Source organism: Streptomyces avidinii (assembly GCF_045161815.1).
GTDB lineage: Bacteria > Actinomycetota > Actinomycetes > Streptomycetales > Streptomycetaceae > Streptomyces > Streptomyces avidinii.
The window spans coordinates 3,222,143-3,241,812 of the sequence record NZ_CP108863.1 but is presented as its reverse complement, the minus strand read 5'-3'; the positions used below and the strand labels follow the sequence as shown (position 1 = coordinate 3,241,812).

Below are 19,670 nucleotides of genomic sequence, written 5' to 3'. Positions count from 1 at the left end.
ATGCGCAAGATACTTGTCGTCGGAGCCGGCCAGTCCGGTCTCCAGCTCGCCCTCGGACTCCAGTCGAAGGGGTACGAGGTCACCCTCATGTCCAACCGGACGGCGGACGAGATCCGCACCGGTCGGGTCATGTCCACGCAGTGCATGTTCGACTCGGCACTGCAGCACGAGCGCGACCTGCAGATCAACTTCTGGGAGCAGCAGGCCCCGAGGATCGAGGGCCTCGGCGTCTCCGTCGCCGCCCCCGACAACGGCCGCGCCGTCGACTGGCTGGGCCGGCTCAAGGGGTACGCGCAGTCCGTCGACCAGCGCGTGAAGATGGCCGGCTGGCTCGACACCTTCGTGCAGCGGGGCGGGCAGCTGGTCATCCACGGGGCCTCGGTCGCCGACCTCGACTTCTTCTCCCGCACGTACGACCTGGTGCTGGTCGCCGCCGGCAAGGGCGAGCTCGTCTCGATGTTCGGGCGGGACGCGGCGCGTTCCCCCTACGACGCCCCGCAGCGCGCGCTGGCCGTCGCCTACGTGCACGGCCTCGGCCCCCGCCCGGAGCACCCGGAGACGGAGGCGGTCCGCTGCAACCTGGTCCCGGGCGTCGGCGAGCTGTTCGTCATGCCGACCCTGACCACCTCGGGCCGGGCCGACATCCTGTTCTGGGAGGGCGTCCCGGGCGGTCCGCTGGACGTCTTCAAGGGCGTCAAGGACCCGGCGGAGCACCTGGCGCTCACGTTGGAGCTGATGGAGACGTTCGTGCCGTGGGAGTACGCCCGGGCGACGAAGGTGGAGCTGACGGACGCGGGCGCCACGCTCGCCGGGCGGTACGCGCCGGTCGTCCGCAACCCGATCGGCCGCCTCCCGGGCGGCGGCCTGGTGCTGGGCGTCGCGGACGTGGTCGTCGCGAACGACCCGATCACCGGGCAGGGCTCGAACTCCGCAGCGAAGTGCGCGGCCTCGTACCTCTCGTCGATCCTCATGCACGGGGACAAGCCGTTCGACGAGGCGTGGATGAAGGCCACCTTCGACAAGTACTGGTTCACCACCGGCAAGCCGGTCACCCAGTGGACGAACGCGATGCTGGGCGTCCCGCCGGAGCACGTACTGAACCTGATCGGCGCGGCCGGGCAGCTCCAGCCGGTGGCGAACCGATTCGCCAACGGCTTCGACAACCCGGCCGACTTCGACGCGTACTTCTACGACCCCGAGGACGCGGCGGACTACCTGGCGGAGGTCGCCTCGTCCGCCGGAGCCCCCTCAGCAGCCTCCTCCGGGGCCTCCTCGGCGGAGTAGCCGGTGTCGTCCCCCGCCTCCGCCGCCGGTGCCGCCGGCAGCGCGGGCGGGGTGAACTCCGCGAGCGGGGCGCCGTCCGGGTCCGGGCGGACCGCCCCCAGCAGCGGGTTGGCGGCGATCGGCGAGACCTTGACCCGGGCCCCGGGCCGCGGCGCCTGGATCACCTTGCCGTCACCGACGTACAGGCCCACGTGCGTGGCCTTGGGGAAGTAGACCACCAGGTCCCCCGGCCGCAGCCGGTCCAGCGGCACCTTCGGCAGCTGGGCCCACTGCTCCTGACTGGTCCGCGGGATGGCGCGCCCGGCGTGCGCCCATGCCTGCGAGGTCAGCCCGGAGCAGTCGAAGGATCCCGGCCCCTCGGCGCCCCAGACGTACGGCTTGCCGATCTGGGCCGCCGCGTACGTGAGGGCCGCGCCACCGGCCGCCGTGGGCGTGCCCGTACGGGTGGGGAGCCGTCCCGAGTCGACCAGGTTCCGCTGCGCGACGGCGGTGTTCTCGGCCTCCTTCGCACCGAGCCGGGCGAGCTGGTCCGGGGTCAGCGCGGAGAGCACCCGCTCGACCTCCTTGAGCTGCGCCGCGACCTCGCCCTGGTGGAGCTTCTGCCGCGCGGCCAGGGTCTGCCGGGCGTCCAGGGCCTTGCGGGCCCGGACGGCGAGCGTGTCGGCCTCCTTCTCGCCCCGCGCGAGCCGGGTCAGTACGGCCGCCCGCCGGGCGCCCTCGCGGGCGGCGAGGCGGCGCTGGTCCAGGGCCGCCTGCGGGTTCCCGGCGAGCAGCATCCGGGCGTACGGGGACAGGCCCCGGCCGCCCTGGTACTGCTCCCGGGCCAGCCGCCCGGCGAGGGCCTTCTCGGAATCCAGAGCCGTACGGGCCCTGCCGAGGTCGGCGGTGCGCAGCCGCTCCTCGGCCTGCCCGGCCCTGAGGGCCACCTCGGTGGCGTTGTACGCCTCGGTGGCCTCCTCGGCCTTCTGGTACAGGCCCTGCAGGCGGGTGAGCAGTACCCCGACGGACTCCCCTTCGGGGAGCCCCGGCTCGGCGCCGGCCCCCGGGACGGGCCCGGCGACGAGGATTGCTGCGGCGAGGCAGGCGGCGCGAAGCGGCCGATGTGACAGCCGACATGACATGGGATCACCTCCGAGGCGGCCGATGCTGCCACGCCCGGTAGTACAAATCGCCCAACGGAGTCGGCCGGTCGGCGGGGGCCACCCGGTTGGGGGGTGGGTGGGGTGCGGGACGGCTCCCCGTCGGCCGATGCCCCGCGGGCCGATGCCCCGCCGCGGCGCCCGGCACCGCACCCGGCCGCGTTGTCGGGACGCCCGAGCACGCAGTCCAGTACGCGGGCGCCCCTGTGCCCTGCCGGGCCCGGCACCGGACGCCGCGGGCCCGACCGACAGGATCCGAAGGAGACGGCCTGCGCGAAGCGGCGGGAGCCGGCCGGCGCGGTTCAGCCGCGCAGCAGGCGGGCCTTGGCCGCCGTGAACTCCTGCGGGGTCAGCAGGCCCTCGCGGGCCAGCGCCGCCAGTTGGGCGAGCTCCCCGACCAGGCACGCCGAGGGGGCCGGTTCGGCCGTGGGCCCGGCGTCCTGTGCGCGGTCGGCCGCGGGGGGCGCGGCGGCCGGCTCCGGCCCGGCGGGCTCCCAGGGCTCCCCGGGCTCCCCGAACTCCGCGCGCCGCGGCGGGGCGCCCGGCGGCGGCCGGTCCGGGCCCACCGCGCCCGCCGTTTGCGGTGTCGACCCCGCGGCCCCCGCCGCTCCCGCACCGGCCGCCCGCGCCAGCAGGCCCCGTAGCAGCGGACGCCCTGCCGGGCGGTTCGCCGGGTGGACCTTTGCTCCCATCGGGCGGATGAACATCAGGCCACCTCCGCCGCCGGATCCGCCGGGACCCGGTCCGGCGGGATGCGGACCGACCCCACGATCCGGCCGCCCGCCGCCCGTACGGCGACCGCCGCGTCCTCGGCCCACACGTGCTCGACCACCAGCAGCAGCGCGCAGCTCCCGCGCTCCAGCAGTCCCGCCGCCTCCTGCACGTCCTCCGGCCCGATCAGCCGCGCCACGTCCCGGCCCGTCAGCAGGCCGTGCAGCTCCACGAACTCGTCGAACTCGGCCGCCAGCACGTCCCCCGACGCCGTCCTCGTCGCCACGATGCCGTCGATCAGCCGGACCACCCCGGTCTTGCGCAGCCCCATCACGGCCTCGACGGCCGGGGCCCGCAGCTGCTCCTCCGGGAAGGCGAGGACGATGAATTCCACAGGTCCCATACGCCTCGGCTCCTCACTTTCGACACTTCCGACCGTTTTTGACGACTCTTCGGCACACTATGACATAAGCGGACATATCAACCGTCTGCTTGCTACGTTTCGGTGTATGAGCGCTCTGACGGCAAAGGTGGCGGAGCCCGCCCCGCCCCCGCCCCCCGGCGCCGGCGCCCCCAAACGGCGCGGCGTCGAGCTCACGCTCCTCGCCGGTGCCGTCCTGATCTCCGTCCTCGGTCACCTCTACGTCGGCCTCGCGACCACCGGCCGTATCCCCGGCCCCGCCACCCGCTACGCCGCCGGCCTCTGCGCGGCCGCCCTGCTGGCACACCTCGCCGTCCGGATCCGGGCCCCGTACGCCGATCCCCTCCTGCTCCCGATCGCCGTCCTCCTCAACGGCCTCGGCCTCGTCCTCATCCAGCGCCTCGACGTGACCACCCCCGGCCACCTCACCGCCGGGGACCAGCTCCTGTGGTCCGCACTGGGCGTGGCGCTCTTCGTACTGGTCGTCGCACTGCTCCGCGACCACCGGGTGCTCCAGCGCTACGCGTACCTCTCCGTCGCCGTGGCCCTCGTCCTGATGCTGATCCCCGTCTTCTTCCCGGCGGTCAACGGCGCGCACATCTGGATCCGCTTCGCCGGGCTCTCCTTCCAGCCGGGGGAGTTCGCCAAGATTCTGCTCGCGGTCTTCTTCGCCGCCTACCTCGCCGCGAACCGCACGGCACTCGCCCTGACCGGCCGCCGGCTCTTCTGGAAGCTCCGGCTCCTCCCCGGCCGCGTCCTCGGCCCGATCCTCGCGATCTGGCTGCTCAGTGTCGGCGTACTGGTCCTGGAGCGGGATCTGGGGACCTCGCTGCTGTTCTTCGGACTGTTCGTGATCATGCTGTTCACCGCCACCGGGCGGATCGGCTGGATCGCGATCGGGCTGCTGCTGGCCGCCCTCGGCGCCTACGCCGTCGGAACCTTCGAGCCGCACGTGAACAGCCGGGTGGACGACTGGCTGAACCCTTTCGCCTCCATCGAACGCGGCGAGGGCCCCGGCCAGCTCGCCCAGTCCCTCTTCGCCTTCGGCGCCGGCGGCCTGCTCGGTGCCGGGCTCGGCCACGGCCAGTCCTTCCTCATCGGCTTCGCCGCCAAGTCGGACTTCATCCTCGCCACCGCCGGCGAGGAGCTCGGCCTCGTCGGCCTGGCCGCGATCCTGCTCCTCTACGGGCTCCTCGTCGCGCGGGGCTTCCGCGCCGGGCTCGCGCTGCGCGACCCCTTCGGGCGGTTACTGGCCACCGGGCTCGCCTCGATCGTCGCGCTCCAGGTGTTCGTCATCGCGGGCGGCGTCACCGGACTGATCCCGCTCACCGGCATGGCCATGCCCTTCCTCGCGCAGGGCGGCTCCTCCGTCGTCACCAACTGGATCATCGTCGCCCTGCTGGTCCGGCTCAGCGACAGCGCCCGCAGACCCCGCCCCGCGAAGGAGCCGGCCGAGTGATCCGCTACATCCGCTGGTGCGCGTACTTCTGCGCCCTCCTGCTCGTCGCCCTGCTGGTCAACATCGCCCGCGTGCAGGTCTGGGAGTCCGCCGCCTACGGCGCGAACCCGGCCAACAAGCGCCCCGCCATCGAGCGCTACGCCGAACCCCGCGGGGACATCCTGGTCGACGGGCGCCCCGTCACCGGCTCCCGCGACAGCGGCCAACTGCTGCGCCACGAGCGGACGTACGCGAACGGCCCGCTCTACGCGCCCGTCACCGGCTTCTCCTCCCAGACGTACGGGACCAGCTTCGTGGAGCGTGCCGAGGACGCGGTCCTGTCCGGCACCGACCCGGGGCTCTCGGCCTTCCCGCTCTGGTACGAACTCTCCCGCGGCCGCCCCGCCGGCGGGAACGCCGCCACCACCGTCCGGGCCGCCGTGCAGCAGGCCGCGTACGCCGGTCTCGCGGGCAAGCGCGGGGCGGTGGCCGCGCTGGAGCCGGCCACCGGGAGGATCCTCGCGCTGGTCAGCAGCCCCTCCTACGACCCTGCCGTGCTCTCCGGTACGGGGACGAAGACCAAGGGCGCCTGGACGGCCCTGAACGCGGACCCCGCCCGGCCGATGCTCAACCGGGCGCTGCGCGAGACGTACCCGCCCGGCTCCACCTTCAAGATCGTGACGGCGGCGGCCGCCCTCGACGCGGGCGTGGTCACCGATGTGGACGCGCCGACCCGGACCCCCGACCCCTATCCGCTGCCGGGGACCAGCACCCTGCTGCCGAACGCGGGCACGGGCTGCGAGGACGCCTCCATGGCGGAGGCGGTCCAGTGGTCCTGCAACACGGTGATGGCGAAGATCGGCGTACAGGTCGGGCTGCGCAGGATGGTGGAGGCGGCGCGGCGCTTCGGGTTCAACGGCGAGGGGCTGCGGGTCCCCTCGTGGGTCTCCCGGTCGAACTTCGACACCGACATGAGCCAGGACCAGCTGGCCCTGTCCGCCATCGGGCAGTTCAACACGAAGGCCACCCCGCTGCAGATGGCGATGGTGGCGGCGGCGGTCGCCAACGGCGGCGAGGTCACGTACCCCTACCTGGTGGAGCGGACCACCCGGAACGACGGCTCCCAGGTCCGCGTCGGCGACCGGCGCAGCCTCGGCCGGGCGATGAACCCGGCCACCGCGCTGCGGATGCAGGAGCTGATGGTGAAGGTGGTGGAGAACGGGACGGGCCGAAACGCCGCGATCCCGGGCGCGGTGGTCGGCGGCAAGACCGGTACCGCGCAGCACGGCGTCGGCAACGCGGGTACCCCGTACGCCTGGTTCATCTCCTGGGCCAAGGCCGAGGACGCGCCGCTGCCGGCGGTCGCGGTGGCGGTGGTGGTCGAGGACGCGTCGGCCGACCGCGGCGACATCAGCGGCAACGGTGCTGCGGCGCCGATCGCGCGGGCGGTGATGGAGGCGGCGCTGGCCGGCTGACGCACGCCACGGACAGGGCGCCCGCGCCGCCGCCGCCCCGTCCGCGGAGGAAGGCCTACGGGGCGTCCTCCCCGCCCTCCCGGATGGCGGCCTCGACCTCCGAGACCCGGGCCGATTCCTCGGCCGCGAACCGCTCGCGGTCCAGGGCCTCGGCGATCTCCTCGTCCTGGCTCATCAGCAGGTCCAGGTTGGAGTCACCCATGTCGAAGACGCCCAGGTCCAGGTAGGCCCGCTGGAGACGCTCGCCCCACAGTCCGATGTCCTTCACGCACGGCACGATCCTGCTGAACAGCAGCCTGCGGAACAGGTGCAGGAACTCCGACTGCTCACTGAGCAGCGCCGCCTCCCTGGCGTGGACGCCGAAGTTCTCCAGCACCTCCACCCCGAGCAGCCGGTCCCGCATCAGGTAGCAGCCCTCGATCACGAACTCCTCGCGCTCGCGCAGCTCGGCGTCCGTCAGCTGCTTGTAGTAGTCGCGCAGCGCCATCCGCCCGAAGGCCACGTGCCGGGCCTCGTCCTGCATCACGTACGCCAGGAGCTGCTTCGGCAGCGGCTCGGCGGTCGTGTCGCGGATCATGCCGAAGGCGGCCAGCGCAAGCCCCTCGATGAGCACCTGCATGCCGAGGTAGGGCATGTCCCAGCGGGAGTCGCGCAGGGTGTCGCCGAGCAGACCCTGGAGGCTGTCGTTGATCGGGTACAGCATCCCGACCTTCTCGTGCAGGAAGCGCCCGAAGATCTCGGCGTGCCGGGCCTCGTCCATGGTCTGCGTGGCGGAGTAGAACTTCGCGTCCAGGTCCGGCACCGACTCCACGATGCGCGCCGCGCACACCATCGCGCCCTGTTCCCCGTGCAGGAACTGGCTGAAGTTCCAGGAGGTGTAGTGCCGGCGCAGCTCGCCCCGGTCCTTCCCGGTGAGCTTGGCCCAGTGCCGCGTCCCGTACAGCGGCAGGGCCTCGTCGGGGGTGCCCAGCGGATCGTACGGGTCCACCTCGATGTCCCAGTCGATGCGCTTGCCGCCGTCCCACTGCTTGTCCTTGCCCTTCTGGTAGAGGGCGAGGAGCCGCTCGCGGCCGTCGGCGTACTCCCAGCTGAAGCGGGCGGAGCCGGAGGCGGGGACCTGCCAGACCGTCTCGCCCGGGTTCTCGGTGTAGAGCTCATGCGTCGACACTGACGCTCCCTCGTCTCACGTACTGCCGTGTGGGACCGGACAGTTGGCAGCGTCACACGTTGGTAGACACGGGGTCAACAAGTCGTGCGCGAGGGATTGACGACCTTGCTGACAGGCAGTCTCATAAGAAGTGACCGCCGGTAACTCGACGACGAGGTGTCCGAACCCATGACGACCGTGACCGAACGCGCCGCGCTTCAGGACGCCCTCGGCCTGCTCAAGGACCGCGAGCAGATAGCCGAGCGACTGCTCGAATCCTCGGCCAAGCACTCCTTCGACCCCGACAAGGAACTCGACTGGGACGCCCCGGCGATCGAGGGCAAGTACTACTGGCCGCCGGAACTGCTCTCCCTCTACGACACCCCGCTGTGGAAGAAGATGGGGGAGGAGCAGCGCATCGACCTCTCCCGCCACGAGGCCGCGGCGCTCGGCTCCCTCGGCATCTGGTTCGAGATCATCCTGATGCAGCTCATGGTCCGGCACATCTACGACAAGTCCCTGACCAGCAAGCACGTCCGCTACGCGCTCACCGAGATCGCCGACGAGTGCCGCCACTCGATGATGTTCGCCCGCATGATCCAGAAGGCCGGCACCCCCGAGTACCCGGTCTCCCGCGTCAACCACAACCTCGCGCGGATCCTGAAGACCGTCTCCACCACCCCCGGCTCCTTCGCCTGCACCCTCCTCGGTGAGGAGATCCTCGACTGGATGCAGCGCCTGACCTTCCCGGACGAGCGCGTCCAGCCGCTGGTCCGCGGCGTCACCCGGATCCACGTCATCGAGGAGGCCCGGCACGTCCGGTACGCCCGCGAGGAACTGCGCCGCCAGATGCTGACGGCCCCGCGCTGGGAGCAGGAACTCACCCGGATCAGCTGCGGCGAGGCCGCCCGCGTCTTCTCGCTGGCCTTCGTGAACCCGGCCGTCTACGACAACATCGGCCTGGACCGCCGCGAGGCCGTCGCCCAGGTGCGGGCGAGCGGCCACCGCCGCGAGGTCATGCAGAGCGGCGCGAAGCGGCTCACCGACTTCCTCGACGACATCGGCGTACTGCGCGGGGTCGGCCGGAGGCTGTGGCAGAGCTCGGGTCTGCTCGCGTAGGGCGCGCCGGGTCGGTCGGAGGCGGTCCGGAACAGGCCTGATCGACGGGTGATCGACCGGACACCCACTCGGCGGACGCCCGCGGGGCTACCCTGCGGACATGACCGTACGCGCGTACCGCAGGCTGAGCGTCGAGGAGCGGCGAGCCCAACTCCTCGACGCCGCCCTCTCGCTGTTCGCGCACCGGGCACCGGAGGAGGTCTCGCTGGACGACGTGGCCGAGGCCGCCGGGGTCTCGCGCCCGCTCGTCTACCGCTACTTCCCGGGCGGCAAGCAGCAGCTCTACGAGGCCGCCCTCCGCTCGGCGGCGGACGTCCTCGAACTGTGCTTCGCCGAACCCCAGGAGGGCCCGCTGACCCGGCGCCTGTCCAGGGCCCTGGACCGCTACCTCGCCTTCGTCGACGAACACGACGCCGGTTTCGCCGCCCTCCTGCAGGGCGGCAGCGTCGTGGAGACCTCCCGCACGACGGCGACCGTCGACGGCATCCGCCGGGCCGCCGCCGAGCAGATCCTCTTCCACCTGGGCGTCCCGGCCCCCGGCCCCCGGCTGCGCATGATGGTCCGTACGTGGATCACCGCGGTCGAGGCGGCCTCCCTCATATGGATCGACGAGGGCAAGCAGCCGGAGGTCGACCGCCTCCGGGACTGGCTGCTGGACCAGTTCATCGCCCTGCTGACGGCCACCGCCGCCACGGACCCGGAAACCTTGGCCGCCGCCCGGGCCGCCCTCGCCCTGGAGTCGGCGGACGGGCCGGTCGGGGTCCTGGCCCGCCGGGTGATCCCCGTGGTGTCCGAGGCCGCCCACCTGCTGTGACACTGGTGGGGTGAGAAGCCAACCGACCCCGTTCGAGGGCGGCCCCATGGACGGCCGGGTCCTCCCGGTCCTCCTCGGCCCGACCGGACACCCCCCGAAGTGGTACGAGATCCCGGTCCCGGCACCGGACGGCGGCCCGCCGACGGTGCTGCTGTACGAACGCGTCCCGGCGGGGTACTCCAAGCGGCTGGGCCTGCAGAAGGGCTGGAAGTACGACTTCCGCCCCTCGGGCACGAAGCCCAAACTCCGCTGGCCCTGGACGAAGCCGGACGCCTGAGACCGGCGGGCCGAACTGTTACAGCCACCGGGACCCGAGCCCGCCGGGCCGCCTTGCGGCTGGGCCCGAGGCCGGCGGGGTGGACTGCGGCCGGAGCCGGAGCCGGAGCCGGAGCCGGAGCCGGAACCGGAGCCGGAGCCGGAGCCGGAGCCGGAGCCGGAGCCGGAGCCGGAGCCGGAGCCGGAGCCGGAGCCGGGACCCGGGGCCGGCGGGCAGGCTGCGGCCGGGGCCGGGCGCGCGCCGGGACGTCTCCTCGGACGCCGAACCTGACGAGGGATCGGAAGACGCGGCGGCGCTGCGTTCGGCGCCCTGCGGGGATCGCCCCGACACACACCCGTCCCCGACCTCCGCCCAGTCCCCACGGCGTAGCAGTACGGCCAAGGTGTCCCCGACCTCCGCCCGTTCCGCGCGGGGGAGCGCGGCCCACCTGTGCCCAGCCTCCGCCCCGTCCCGCGGCGCGGAGTCCGGCCCACCTGTCGGGCCTCCGGCCAGGAACCCGGCAGGGAGGCCGCCCCGCCTGTTGAGCCTCCGGCCATGAACCTGCGGGGGAGGCCGCCCGCCCGTTGAGCCTCCGGCCGGGAACCCGGACGTGCCTCGGGCCGGGTGCGGAGGCCGGGGCTGGGTGTGTGTCGGGGCGCTCCCCGCAGGGCGCCGAACGCACCGCCGCCGCGCGCTCCGACCTCCCGTCAGGTTCGGCGTCCGAGGAGACGCCCCGGCGCGCGCCCAGCCTCGGCCACGGCCCGCGCAATGCACCGCCGCCCCCGCGCCCCCGGCCGGAACCGCCCGAGCCCGCGCAGTGCATCGCCTTGCCTCCGGCTGAGGACGCCGGGCCCCGGGCGCAGCCCGCGCCTCCCGCGTGCCTCCGGCCGAGAAGGCCGGGCCAGAGAGCGGCCCGCGCAAAGTACTGCCGCCCCCGTGCCCCCCGGCCGAAACTGCCCGGCCCGAACACCGCCCGCGCAGCGCACCCCCGCCCCCGCCCGGCCGCGGCCCGCGCTGCGCACCGCCGCCACCCGCCGAGCCTCCGGCTAGGAACCCGGCAGGGTGAGGACCGCCAGGCCGCCGCCGCCCTCCGCGCGCCGGAACTCCAGTCGCGCCCCGATCACCGCCGCCTGCCCCACCGCGATGGTCAGCCCCAGCCCGTGGCCCTTGCCGCCGCCGCTGCGGAAACGCTGCGGGCCGTGTGCCGCCAGGTACTCCGGGAACCCGTCCCCGTGGTCCCGTACGGTCACCACCGGCCCGTCCACCGTCAGGACCACCGGCGGCCGCCCGTGCTTGTGGGCGTTGGCCACCAGGTTCCCGAGGACCCGTTCCAGCCTGCGCCGGTCCGTCTCCACGTGCGCGTCCCGGACGACCACCACCTCCGTGTCCGTCCCGGACGCCCGCACCACCCGCCGTACCAGCCGCCCCAGTTGGTGCAGATCGCTCTCCACCACCTCGCTGCCCGAGTCCAGCCGGGAGATCTCCAGCAGGTCCTCCGTCAGCTGCCGCATCGTCCGTACCCGCTCCCGCACCAGCTCCGTCGGCCGCCCCTCCGGCAACAGTTCCGACGCCGCGTGCAGGCCCGTCAGCGGCGTGCGGAGCTCGTGCGCCACATCCGCCGTGAAGCGCCGCTCGCTCTCCAGCTTCGACTGCAGGCTCCCCGCCATGGTGTCCAGCGCCGCCGCCACCGTCGCCACCTCGTCCTGGTGCCGCGAGGGGGTCCTGGTCCGCGGGTCGTCCACCCGCGCGTCGAGGTCGCCCTGGGTGATCCGCCGCGCCACCAGCGCCGTCTGGTGCAGCCGCCGGGTCACGCGGGTCACCGCGAACGCGCCCACCAGCAGCGTGCCGCCGATCGCCAGCAGCGAGGAGCCGATGATCGCGTGGTCCAGCCCGCTGATCGTGCGCGAGCTCTGCCCGTAGTCCACGGCGGCCGCGAGCGCCCGGCCGTCCGCCGGAGCCGCCGCCCACATGGTCGGGCGGCCCCGGTGGTCCGCCACCAGCGTGCCCCGCCGCCCGCTGACGGCCAGCGCGCGCAGCTCCGGCGGCAGCCCCACGGGGTCCAGCCCCGCGCCGCGCGGCAGGGGCTCGCCGGCCTCGTACGCGCGTGAGACGTCGTGCAGCTTGCCGAGTGCCTTCTCCCGCGCCGTGGCCACCGTCTGCCGGGTCACCTCCACGTGCACGAGGGCACCCAGTACGGCCGCCAGCGAGCAGCACATCACCACGATGAAGCAGGCCGATTTCCAGGTCAGCGTGGCAGTCCAGGCAGGCAGCTTCAGGTGCTTCATGAGCCTCGGCGTCCCCGGCGCCCCCGGCAGCCCCGCCGGTCTCATCGCCGGCCCGGCACGGGCGCGGGCTCCCGGCTCCCCGGGGCCTGCGGACCACCGGGCACCCGGGCGATCTGCTCGCGCGTCGGCAGCATGGTGAGCTGCTTCTCGTCCCAGGACCAGGCGGTGATCAGCTCGTAGCCGTGGTTGCCGCTGGGCACCCGCAGGATCACGTCACGCCCGGCCAGTTCCACCGAGACGATCGTCTCCGTGGTCGCCATGATCCGGTTGAGCCGCCCGTCCGGGTCGGCCGTGTACACCCGTACCGACATCATCTTGTCGGGGAACTCGATGCCGACGATCAGCTCGTCCTTGCCGTTGCCCGTGAGGTCCCGGTAGTACGGCTTCTGCACCGGGCACGCCTCGGGATCCTCGTCGGCCCTCGCGTCCCTGTCCTTCGCGCACTCCCTGATCGCGGCCGCCGTCGCGGCCGGCATGCCGTCGGCGCCGACCTCGGTGTTCGGACGGGCCCGCAGCTCCGCCTGGACGAGGGCCACCGGGTCGACGGCGTGCACGTCCTGGTCGTGGACGGGCGGGATCCCCTTGATGTACTCGGGCGGGGCCCCACCCGGATCGGCGGGCGGTACGGACGCACCCCGGCGGTCGGGCCACAGGTGTACGGGCCCGCTCGCGGTCGGTGTCGAACCGGCGCTCACCAGCCCACCGGTGTCCCCGCAACCCGCCAGCAGCGGAACCAGGGCGAGCACCGGGAGCAGCGGGTACGCGGCCACACGCAAGCGCAACCTGTTCACAGCCCCTGCGCCCTCCTGCCCGCCGTACGCCAACGCTCGAAATCGCTCGATCACGTCAACCATATGCGGAGGTACATACCTTTACCGCGAGACCGGGGCATCACAGCTGTCTCGGCCGTCACAGCCCCCTCGGCGGTCTCAGCTGTCGGTGCGCCCGCGACGCAGCATCGCGAAGCCGAGCCCGGCGGCGCCGACGGCCGCGATACCGCCCGCGGCCGCGAGCAGCAGCACACCCTCGCCCGGACCGTCCGCCAGCGTACTCAGCCGCCGCCCCCCGCCGGAGCCTTCGGCCACGGTGCGGGTGCCCCCGGCGGCCGCCTGCCGAGGAGCCTGCGGAACCGAGGCCGGTACGACCTGCCCGCCATGGGCCCCGGTACGGGTCCCCGTCTTGTACCCGTCCCCGTCCACGGCGTGGTCGGCGCCCGGGGCGGGGGCGTCGCCCACCCAGGAGGTCAGCCGCCCGGTGGAGTCCAGCGCGGCGTGCAGCTCCCCGGTGCCGCCGAAGCCGGTGACCCCGTCATGGCTGGTCAGCGTGGCGGCCCTGGTGCCGTCGGCCGCCAGGATCTCGGCGTGGTAGCCGCCCCGCGCCGTCCGGTAGACCTTCGCCGTGGACACCCCGTCCGCCAGCGAGAGGCTTTTGACGAGGCTCAGGTGCGGGGCCGCGGAGTGCGCGGACGAAGCCGCGGGCACCCCCTCGGCCAGGGCGGCGGCGGTGGGCAGCGCCAGCAGACTTCCGGCGCATGCGGTCACGGCGGCGGCGCGAACGAGAGTGCGGCGGCTGACGGTGCTCACGGAGAAGTCCTTCGGTGCCGGTCAGGGCCTGGGCCATCCAGGTGGGTCAAACCTAGGGCCCGGCCGTTGCAGCACCGCCCCGTTCGTGTAACAGCGGAGTCGCAACGTCCCGTCGGAGTCGTTACACATCCGAGGGATTGCCGTGCGGCGTCCCGGCTGCTCCCATGGACGGCGGGGGTGAGGGCGATGCGCGGACTCAAGGTGCTGCCGAGCGGCCGGCCCGGCCGCGGCCGGCTGTACGTCAACCTGCCCGACGGGCAGGCGGTTGCCTGGTACGACCGGCAGGCCAACCGGATCAGCGTCCTTGCGGACGACCACCGCGAGGCGATCCTGGCGGTGCTGCGGCCCTACCTGAATGGGACGGTCTCGATCGGCCCGCCCCCGGTGCCCACCGCCGCCGACCTGCGGCGTCTCGCCCTCGGGCCGGACGCGGACCTGGCCCCGAACCGGCCGGGGGAGACCCTGCTGGGAGAACTGGAACACGGCCGGGCGGGCACCAGAGCCCGGCACCGGCTGCGCCAGGACCTGACGGCGCAACAGCGGATGGGCGACGCCTTCGACGCCCTGGAGCCCGACGGCTGGCGGGTCCTGCACTGTGTCCCGCTCCCGGGCCCGGGCCACATCGACCACCTGCTCATCGGACCGGCGGGGATCTTCTGCGTGCGTACGGTCCCGGGCCGCCGCCAGCGCGCGGTGATCGGCGACCTCCTGCTCACGGTGGGCCGCGCCGAGCCCCGCCCGGACCCGCGTTGGATCCGCCGCGCGGCGGCCTACGCGGCCGCGGCCCTGTCGGCGAAGGTCACCCCGGCGCTGGCGGTGGTCGACGCCTCACGCGTCGAGACGGCCCGCACGGTCCGCGACATCCGCATCCTCCAGCCCCCGACCGCCACCCCGAACCTCGCGGCGTCCCCGACGACACTGAAACCCCCGGAGATCGACTCCCTCTTCGCCCGAGCCCGAGACACCACAACCTGGCTCCGCCCCGCCCCATTTCCCGGCCCCGCCGGCGTTCGAGGCGCGGGGCCCGGGGCGGAGCCCCGGGTTTCGGGAACGGGCGGGTAGGGGGAAAGCGCCGCAGGCGCCACCCCACCCCGCCCCGCCCCTCAGGCAGAGGTCCGCTTCCGCGGCGTGGCCGCCTTCTTCGCCGCCGCCCCGCCCGTCTTCTTCGCGGCCGCCGCCGTCTTGGCCGTACTCTTCGTGGCCGCCGCCCTGCCCGTGGACTTCGACGCACCCGAAGTCGACTTCGCCGCCGCCGACTTGCCCGTGCCCGTCGTCTTCTTCTTCGTAGCGGCCGCCGCCGCCGTCTTCTTCGCCGAAGCCGCCGTCGACTTCTTCCCGCCCACCGCCTTCGGCGCCGCCGCACTCCGGCCCGCACCCGACCCCGCACGGGCCCCGGCCTTCCGCCGAATCGGCGTCACTTCGGCCTTCGCCCCGCCCTCCGCCCCGCCATCCGCCTCACCGGAGGCCTCCGCCATGCGGCCCCCCTCCCCCCGGGAGGCCTTCGCCTCCCGCACGCTCTTCTCCAACGCCGCCATCAGGTCGATCACCTGCCCCCCGGCCGGCTCCACGACGGCCTCCGCAGGCTCGAACGCCCCGCCCGACTTGGCGACGATCATCGCCTCCACGGCCTCCCGGTAGTCGTCGTGCAGCGAGGCCATCTCCACCTCCCCCAGCGTCGCCATCAGCGCGTCCGCGAGGTCGAGTTCGGCGTCCCGTACGGACACCGTGACCTCCGGCGCCACCCCCTCCGGCGCCCGGATCTCGTCCGGCCACAACAGTCCGTGCATCGCGATCACGTCGTCCACGACGCGCAGCATCCCCAGCCGTTCCCGCCCCCGCAGCGCGTACTTGGCGATCGCGACCTTCCGGCTCCGCTTCAACGCCTCCCGCAGCAGCGTGTACGGCTTCGCAGCCGTCGCCCCGTTCGCCGCGAGGTAGTACGCCGCGTCCATCTGCAGCGGATCGATCTCCTCCGCCGGTACGAACGACATGATCTCGATGGTCTTCGCGGTCGCCAGCGGCAGCTGCGCCAGGTCCTCGTCCGTGATCGGGACGATCGACCCGTCGGCCTCCTCGTACCCCTTGCCGATCTCGGTGCTCGGCACCTCCTCCCCGTCCAGCTCGCACACCTTGCGGTACCGGACGCGCCCGCCGTCACTCACATGGATCTGGCGGAAGGAGATCGAGTGGCTCTCGGTGGCGTTCACGAGCTTGATCGGGATGCTGACCAGGCCGAAGGAGATCGCCCCGTTCCAAATGGATCGCACGGTTCCTCCCGTTTCGTGGCAGTCTCATCGTATGACGCCGATCACATTGGTGGAGGGTCGTCGCATCGCGCTCAGCAATCTCGACAAGGTCCTCTACCCGGAGACCGGCTTCACCAAGGGCGAGGTGCTGCACTACTACGCCACCGTCGCGGGCCCGCTGCTCGCCCACATCCACGACCGGCCGGTGTCCTTCCTGCGCTATCCCGACGGGCCCGACGGCCAGCTCTTCTTCACCAAGAACCCGCCGCCCGGCACGCCCGACTGGGTGAAGACCACCCCCGTGCCGCGCTCCGAGGACCTGTCCGCCGCCCAGGTGGTCGTCGCCGACATGGCCACCCTCATGTGGTCCGCCAACCTCGTCGTGGAGTTCCACACCCCCCAGTGGACCGCCGGCCGCCCCGCCCTCGCCGACCGGCTGGTCCTCGACCTCGATCCCGGCCCGCCCGCCACTGTGGTCGAGTGCTGCGCCGCCGCGCTCTGGCTGCGCGAGCGGCTCACCGCCGACGGCCTGCACGCCTACGCCAAGACCTCCGGCTCCAAGGGCATGCACCTGGCCGTGCCGCTGGAGCCGACCCCGTCCGAGCGGGTGTCCGCGTACGCGAAGCGGCTCGCCCAGGAGGCCGAGCGCGAGCTCCCGGACCTGGTGGTGCACCGCATGGCCAAGGCGCTGCGGCCCGGCAAGGTCTTCGTCGACCACAGCCAGAACGCCGCCGCCAAGACCACCGCAGCCCCCTACACCCTGCGCGCACGGGCCCGGCCCACCGTCTCCGCGCCCGTTTCCTGGGCGGAGGTCGAAGCCTGCCGGACCGCAGCAGGCCTGGTCTTCCTCGCCGACGACATCGCACCGAGGCTCGCCCGCGACGGGGACCTCTTCGGCCCGCTGACCGACCCCGAACGGGCCCGCCCGCTCCCGGGGGCCCGGCCGTGATCCGCGTCGCGCTGGCCGCGCCCGTACGGACCCTGCCGCGCGGGGCGGGACTGGCGTACGAGCCGAAGTTCGACGGCCACCGGCTCGTCGTGCTGCGCTCGGCGACCGACGTGACGCTCCAGGCGCGCTCCGGCCGCATCGTGACCAGCGCCTTCCCCGATCTGGCCGCGGCGGCGCTGCAGTTGCCCGCCGACACGGTGCTCGACGGCGAGGTGGTGGTCTGGCAAGCGGGCCGTACCGACTTCGCGCTGGTGCAGCGGCGGGCGGCGGCCACCGCGGCGCGGGCCGCCGTACTCGCCCAGCGCCTGCCGGCCTCGTACGCCGCCTTCGACGTGCTGGAACTGGCCGGGCTCGACGTGCGCGCCCGCCCGTACGAGCGCCGCCGGGCCCTCCTCGTGGACCTGCTCCTGCCACTCGGTCCACCGCTCCAGCCCGTACCGATGACGACCGATCCGGAACTCGCCGCCACCTGGTACGAGACCCTCCCGGCCAGCGGCATCGAGGGCCTCGTCGTCAAACGGCTGGACCAGGCCTACCCGGCCGGGCGGCGCGGCTGGCAGAAGCTGCGGCACACGGACGTCCGGGACGCGGCGGTGGTCGGCTACACCGGCACCCCGCGCCGGCCGCTCGCCCTGGTGCTGGTCCTGCCCGTCGGGGACGAGACCCCGCTGGTGTCGAGCCCGTTGACGGCGGCGTTGCGCACGGAGGTGGCGGCCGAGGTGGCCGCCCGCGGGGCGGCCTCGCCCTCCCTGGCCACGGTCACGGCGATCGGGTTCGGGGACGTCCCCTTCCGGCCGCTGGATCCCCCGCTCACGGCGGAGGTCCGGCACACCTCGGCGCGGCACCCGCCGCCGGAGGTGCTCCGACTGCGGACGGACCTCTGACCCGCGCGGGTCAGAGGCCGGTGGAGTCAGTCCGTCAGGGCACGTCAGGGGACGTCAGGACGCGTCAGGTCACGTCAGGAGTGTGCGCCGCGTCCGGCGTCCGGCGGAGCCCCCGGCTGTGGATGCGGCCCCGGCCCCTCCGGCAGCTTGTAGCCGGACTCCCTCTCCGCCCGGACCTCCTCCGGATGGGTGGAGGTGGTGGAGCCGAAGTTCCCGTAGCCCTGCATCTCGTGCGGCCGCAGGCCACCCTCCGGGATCTCCACCTGGTCCCGTTCCTCACGGACCTCGTACACCGCGCCGCCCTCCGGCAGATGCGGCTGGCTCTCGGCGGTGGGCGGGGGTGGCTCCTTCGCCCGCACCTTCTTGCCCAGCAGGAATCCGCCCAGCAGGAAGCCGGCGACGAGGATCCCGACGACCAGGAACCAGGCGATGTCGGTGAGGGTCGCGTCCACGCTCAGGGTCGTGTCCATACGGACCATTTTCACTCACTCCTGTCCGATATGCGTCGCTGTGCCCCGGATAGCGTGAGCCATCCGGGGTACACGCCAGACCTGGACGCGGAACGAGAAGGAGGCAGGCCATGCCCCGCGGATCCTCCCCGAAGCGCGAACGACAGTACGAGCACATCAAGGAAGGTCTGGAGCAGCGCGGCGAGCCCGAGGAGAAGGCGAAGGAGATCGCCGCCCGGACGGTGAACAAGGAACGGGCCCGGGCCGGCGAATCCAGGACCGCCGGCAGGGAATCGATCGAGGACATCTCCTCGGCCCGGCGCGGGGGCCTGCACTCCCACTCGGGCGCGCAGGGACCCACGTACGAACAGCTCTACGCCGAAGCCCGACGCCGCAACATCCACGGCCGCTCGGACATGAACAAGACACAGCTCAAGCGGGCGCTGGGGGAGTGAAGTCGCCATCGTCGACGACGACCGGGGGTTCTAGGAGTTGATGGGGCCCTCGGTGTCCCGCAGGGCGCCGGCGGTCCCACGCGCCCCGAGCACCCCCAGGATCTCGGCGCAGATCGCCAAGGCGGTCTCCGCCGGGGTGCGGGCGCCCAGGTCCAGGCCGATCGGGCCGTGCACCCGCGCCAGTTCGGCCCCGGTGACCCCGGCCGCGAGGAGCCCCTCCCGCCGCCGCGCCGTGGTCCTGCGCGAGCCCAGCGCGCCGACGTACGGGACCCCCAGGTCCAGCGCCACCCGCAGCGTCGGCACGTCGAACGACTCCTCGTGGCTCAGCATGACCAGGCACGCGGCGTCCCGGCGCGCCTCCAGCACCTTGGCCGCCTCCTCCGGCGCGGTGACCAGCACGGCCTCCCAGCCCAGCAGCAGTGCCTGCCGCTCGATGATCCCGGCCAGTTCACCGCCGCCGCCGATGACCACGTACGGGGCCGACGGGAACGCCTCGACCAGCACCAGCCCGGACTCCCCGTACAGCGCGTCCCGCCCGGCCCGCCGCGTCGCCAGCAGCTCTCCCGCACGCCGCCCGGCGTCGTCCCGCGGCGCCTCGGTGGCCCGTACGACCCCACTGGCGGCCCGGTCGGCGGCCTCGTTCAGCCGGGTCACCAGCGCCACCCCGACCCCGTCGCCGAGCAGCTCCCACCACGCACACCGCTCGCTCCGTCTGATCTGGGCGGACGGCGGCTGCACTGGCATGCTCGTCGATTGGGCACGGGAGAGACTCCACCTCGTCCTGGAGATCGTCAAGCGGAGTGACGAGCCGCGTTTCGTGGTGCTGCCGAGGCGGTGGGTGGTCGAGAGGTCGCTGAGCTGGCTGATGCGTTCGCGTCGGCTGGTCCGCGACTACGAGACGCTGCCCGCCACCAGCGAGTCCATGATCTTGTGGTCGATGACCATGTGCCGCCGCCTCGCCCGCCGCACCCAGACAACCACGACGTCGATGTCCCTGGCAGCCTGAACCGCGCCG

21 protein-coding genes are annotated in these 19,670 nt (G+C 73.5%); 11 read left to right on the top strand and 10 right to left on the bottom strand.

The annotated features are described in order from the left end of the window. Positions 1–1,284: a styrene monooxygenase/indole monooxygenase family protein gene (locus OG373_RS14000; RefSeq protein WP_405438549.1), complete on the top strand. Its 1,284-nt coding sequence runs from the start codon at positions 1–3 to the stop codon at positions 1,282–1,284. Here the strand turns inward: OG373_RS14000 and OG373_RS13995 are convergent. From OG373_RS13995 to OG373_RS13985, 3 genes are all read right to left on the bottom strand, one after another. Next, a complete protein-coding gene (locus OG373_RS13995) occupies positions 1,212–2,405 on the bottom strand; it encodes a C40 family peptidase (protein WP_405438547.1) in 1,194 nt (397 codons plus the stop codon). The genes OG373_RS14000 and OG373_RS13995 overlap by 73 nt on opposite strands. Before the next feature lie 320 nt (positions 2,406–2,725). Next, positions 2,726–3,130 (bottom strand): SHOCT domain-containing protein, encoded by a 405-nt coding sequence (locus tag OG373_RS13990; RefSeq protein ID WP_405438546.1) that lies wholly within the window; start codon positions 3,128–3,130, stop codon positions 2,726–2,728. Continuing rightward, on the bottom strand, positions 3,130–3,537 hold the full coding sequence (locus OG373_RS13985) for a DUF6325 family protein (RefSeq protein ID WP_405438544.1): 408 nt from the start codon (positions 3,535–3,537) through the stop codon (positions 3,130–3,132). Before OG373_RS13985 ends, OG373_RS13990 begins: the two co-directional genes overlap by 1 nt. A gap of 106 nt (positions 3,538–3,643) precedes the next feature. Here OG373_RS13985 and OG373_RS13980 point away from each other — a divergent pair, with 106 nt between their 5' ends. After that, on the top strand, positions 3,644–5,014 hold the full coding sequence (locus OG373_RS13980; protein WP_405438542.1) for an FtsW/RodA/SpoVE family cell cycle protein: 1,371 nt from the start codon (positions 3,644–3,646) through the stop codon (positions 5,012–5,014). Beyond that, positions 5,011–6,468: a penicillin-binding transpeptidase domain-containing protein gene (locus OG373_RS13975; protein WP_405438540.1), complete on the top strand. Its 1,458-nt coding sequence runs from the start codon at positions 5,011–5,013 to the stop codon at positions 6,466–6,468. The genes OG373_RS13980 and OG373_RS13975 overlap by 4 nt, the downstream gene beginning before the upstream one ends. Before the next feature lie 55 nt (positions 6,469–6,523). On the opposite strand, the gene OG373_RS13970 is transcribed toward OG373_RS13975, so the two are convergent. Next, positions 6,524–7,636, bottom strand: a complete 1,113-nt coding sequence (locus tag OG373_RS13970; protein WP_405438539.1) for a ferritin-like domain-containing protein — start codon at positions 7,634–7,636, stop codon at positions 6,524–6,526. Positions 7,637–7,804: 168 nt separating this feature from the next. On the opposite strand from OG373_RS13970, the gene OG373_RS13965 reads away from it, so the two are divergent. From OG373_RS13965 to OG373_RS13955, 3 genes are all read left to right on the top strand, one after another. Further along, a complete protein-coding gene (locus OG373_RS13965; RefSeq protein ID WP_405438537.1) occupies positions 7,805–8,734 on the top strand; it encodes a diiron oxygenase in 930 nt (309 codons plus the stop codon). Between the two features lie 100 nt (positions 8,735–8,834). Further along, entirely contained in the window at positions 8,835–9,548 is a 714-nt protein-coding gene (locus OG373_RS13960; RefSeq protein ID WP_397729090.1) for a TetR/AcrR family transcriptional regulator, read from the top strand. A 10-nt stretch (positions 9,549–9,558) separates the two neighbouring features. Further along, positions 9,559–9,825 carry a hypothetical protein gene (locus tag OG373_RS13955; protein WP_405438535.1) on the top strand — a complete coding sequence of 89 codons (267 nt, stop codon included), beginning with the start codon at positions 9,559–9,561 and terminating at the stop codon, positions 9,823–9,825. Positions 9,826–10,850: 1,025 nt separating this feature from the next. Here the strand turns inward: OG373_RS13955 and OG373_RS13950 are convergent. The 3 genes from OG373_RS13950 to OG373_RS13940 all read right to left on the bottom strand — a co-directional run bounded on the left by OG373_RS13950 (position 10,851) and on the right by OG373_RS13940 (position 13,672). Beyond that, complete coding sequence (locus tag OG373_RS13950; RefSeq protein WP_405438532.1) at positions 10,851–12,089, bottom strand: histidine kinase dimerization/phospho-acceptor domain-containing protein; 1,239 nt, start codon at positions 12,087–12,089, stop codon at positions 10,851–10,853. 41 nt (positions 12,090–12,130) lie between these two features. After that, positions 12,131–12,880 carry a hypothetical protein gene (locus tag OG373_RS13945; protein ID WP_405438531.1) on the bottom strand — a complete coding sequence of 250 codons (750 nt, stop codon included), beginning with the start codon at positions 12,878–12,880 and terminating at the stop codon, positions 12,131–12,133. Between the two features lie 138 nt (positions 12,881–13,018). Continuing rightward, positions 13,019–13,672, bottom strand: a complete 654-nt coding sequence (locus tag OG373_RS13940; protein ID WP_405438529.1) for a hypothetical protein — start codon at positions 13,670–13,672, stop codon at positions 13,019–13,021. Positions 13,673–13,858: 186 nt separating this feature from the next. Between OG373_RS13940 and OG373_RS13935 the strand changes: the two genes are divergently transcribed. Further along, positions 13,859–14,734, top strand: coding sequence for a nuclease-related domain-containing protein (locus OG373_RS13935; protein WP_405438527.1), 876 nt, complete (start codon positions 13,859–13,861; stop codon positions 14,732–14,734). 41 nt (positions 14,735–14,775) lie between these two features. Here OG373_RS13935 and OG373_RS13930 read toward each other — a convergent pair whose 3' ends face one another. Beyond that, positions 14,776–15,939, bottom strand: coding sequence for a Ku protein (locus OG373_RS13930; RefSeq protein ID WP_405438525.1), 1,164 nt, complete (start codon positions 15,937–15,939; stop codon positions 14,776–14,778). Between the two features lie 31 nt (positions 15,940–15,970). On the opposite strand from OG373_RS13930, the gene ligD reads away from it, so the two are divergent. Both ligD and OG373_RS13920 read left to right on the top strand, forming a co-directional pair. Beyond that, positions 15,971–16,867, top strand: coding sequence for a non-homologous end-joining DNA ligase (gene ligD, locus OG373_RS13925; protein ID WP_405438523.1), 897 nt, complete (start codon positions 15,971–15,973; stop codon positions 16,865–16,867). After that, a complete protein-coding gene (locus OG373_RS13920) occupies positions 16,867–17,751 on the top strand; it encodes an ATP-dependent DNA ligase (protein WP_405444048.1) in 885 nt (294 codons plus the stop codon). The genes ligD and OG373_RS13920 overlap by 1 nt, the downstream gene beginning before the upstream one ends. A 74-nt stretch (positions 17,752–17,825) precedes the next feature. Here OG373_RS13920 and OG373_RS13915 read toward each other — a convergent pair whose 3' ends face one another. Then, positions 17,826–18,221: a DUF6479 family protein gene (locus tag OG373_RS13915; protein WP_397729081.1), complete on the bottom strand. Its 396-nt coding sequence runs from the start codon at positions 18,219–18,221 to the stop codon at positions 17,826–17,828. Between the two features lie 110 nt (positions 18,222–18,331). On the opposite strand from OG373_RS13915, the gene OG373_RS13910 reads away from it, so the two are divergent. Continuing rightward, complete coding sequence (locus tag OG373_RS13910) at positions 18,332–18,655, top strand: plasmid stabilization protein (RefSeq protein WP_405438522.1); 324 nt, start codon at positions 18,332–18,334, stop codon at positions 18,653–18,655. Between the two features lie 30 nt (positions 18,656–18,685). Here OG373_RS13910 and OG373_RS13905 read toward each other — a convergent pair whose 3' ends face one another. Then, a complete protein-coding gene (locus tag OG373_RS13905; protein ID WP_405438520.1) occupies positions 18,686–19,399 on the bottom strand; it encodes an XdhC family protein in 714 nt (237 codons plus the stop codon). Here OG373_RS13905 and OG373_RS13900 point away from each other — a divergent pair. Further along, a complete protein-coding gene (locus OG373_RS13900) occupies positions 19,398–19,661 on the top strand; it encodes a hypothetical protein (RefSeq protein WP_405438519.1) in 264 nt (87 codons plus the stop codon). The genes OG373_RS13905 and OG373_RS13900 overlap by 2 nt on opposite strands. Positions 19,662–19,670 lie beyond the last annotated feature (9 nt).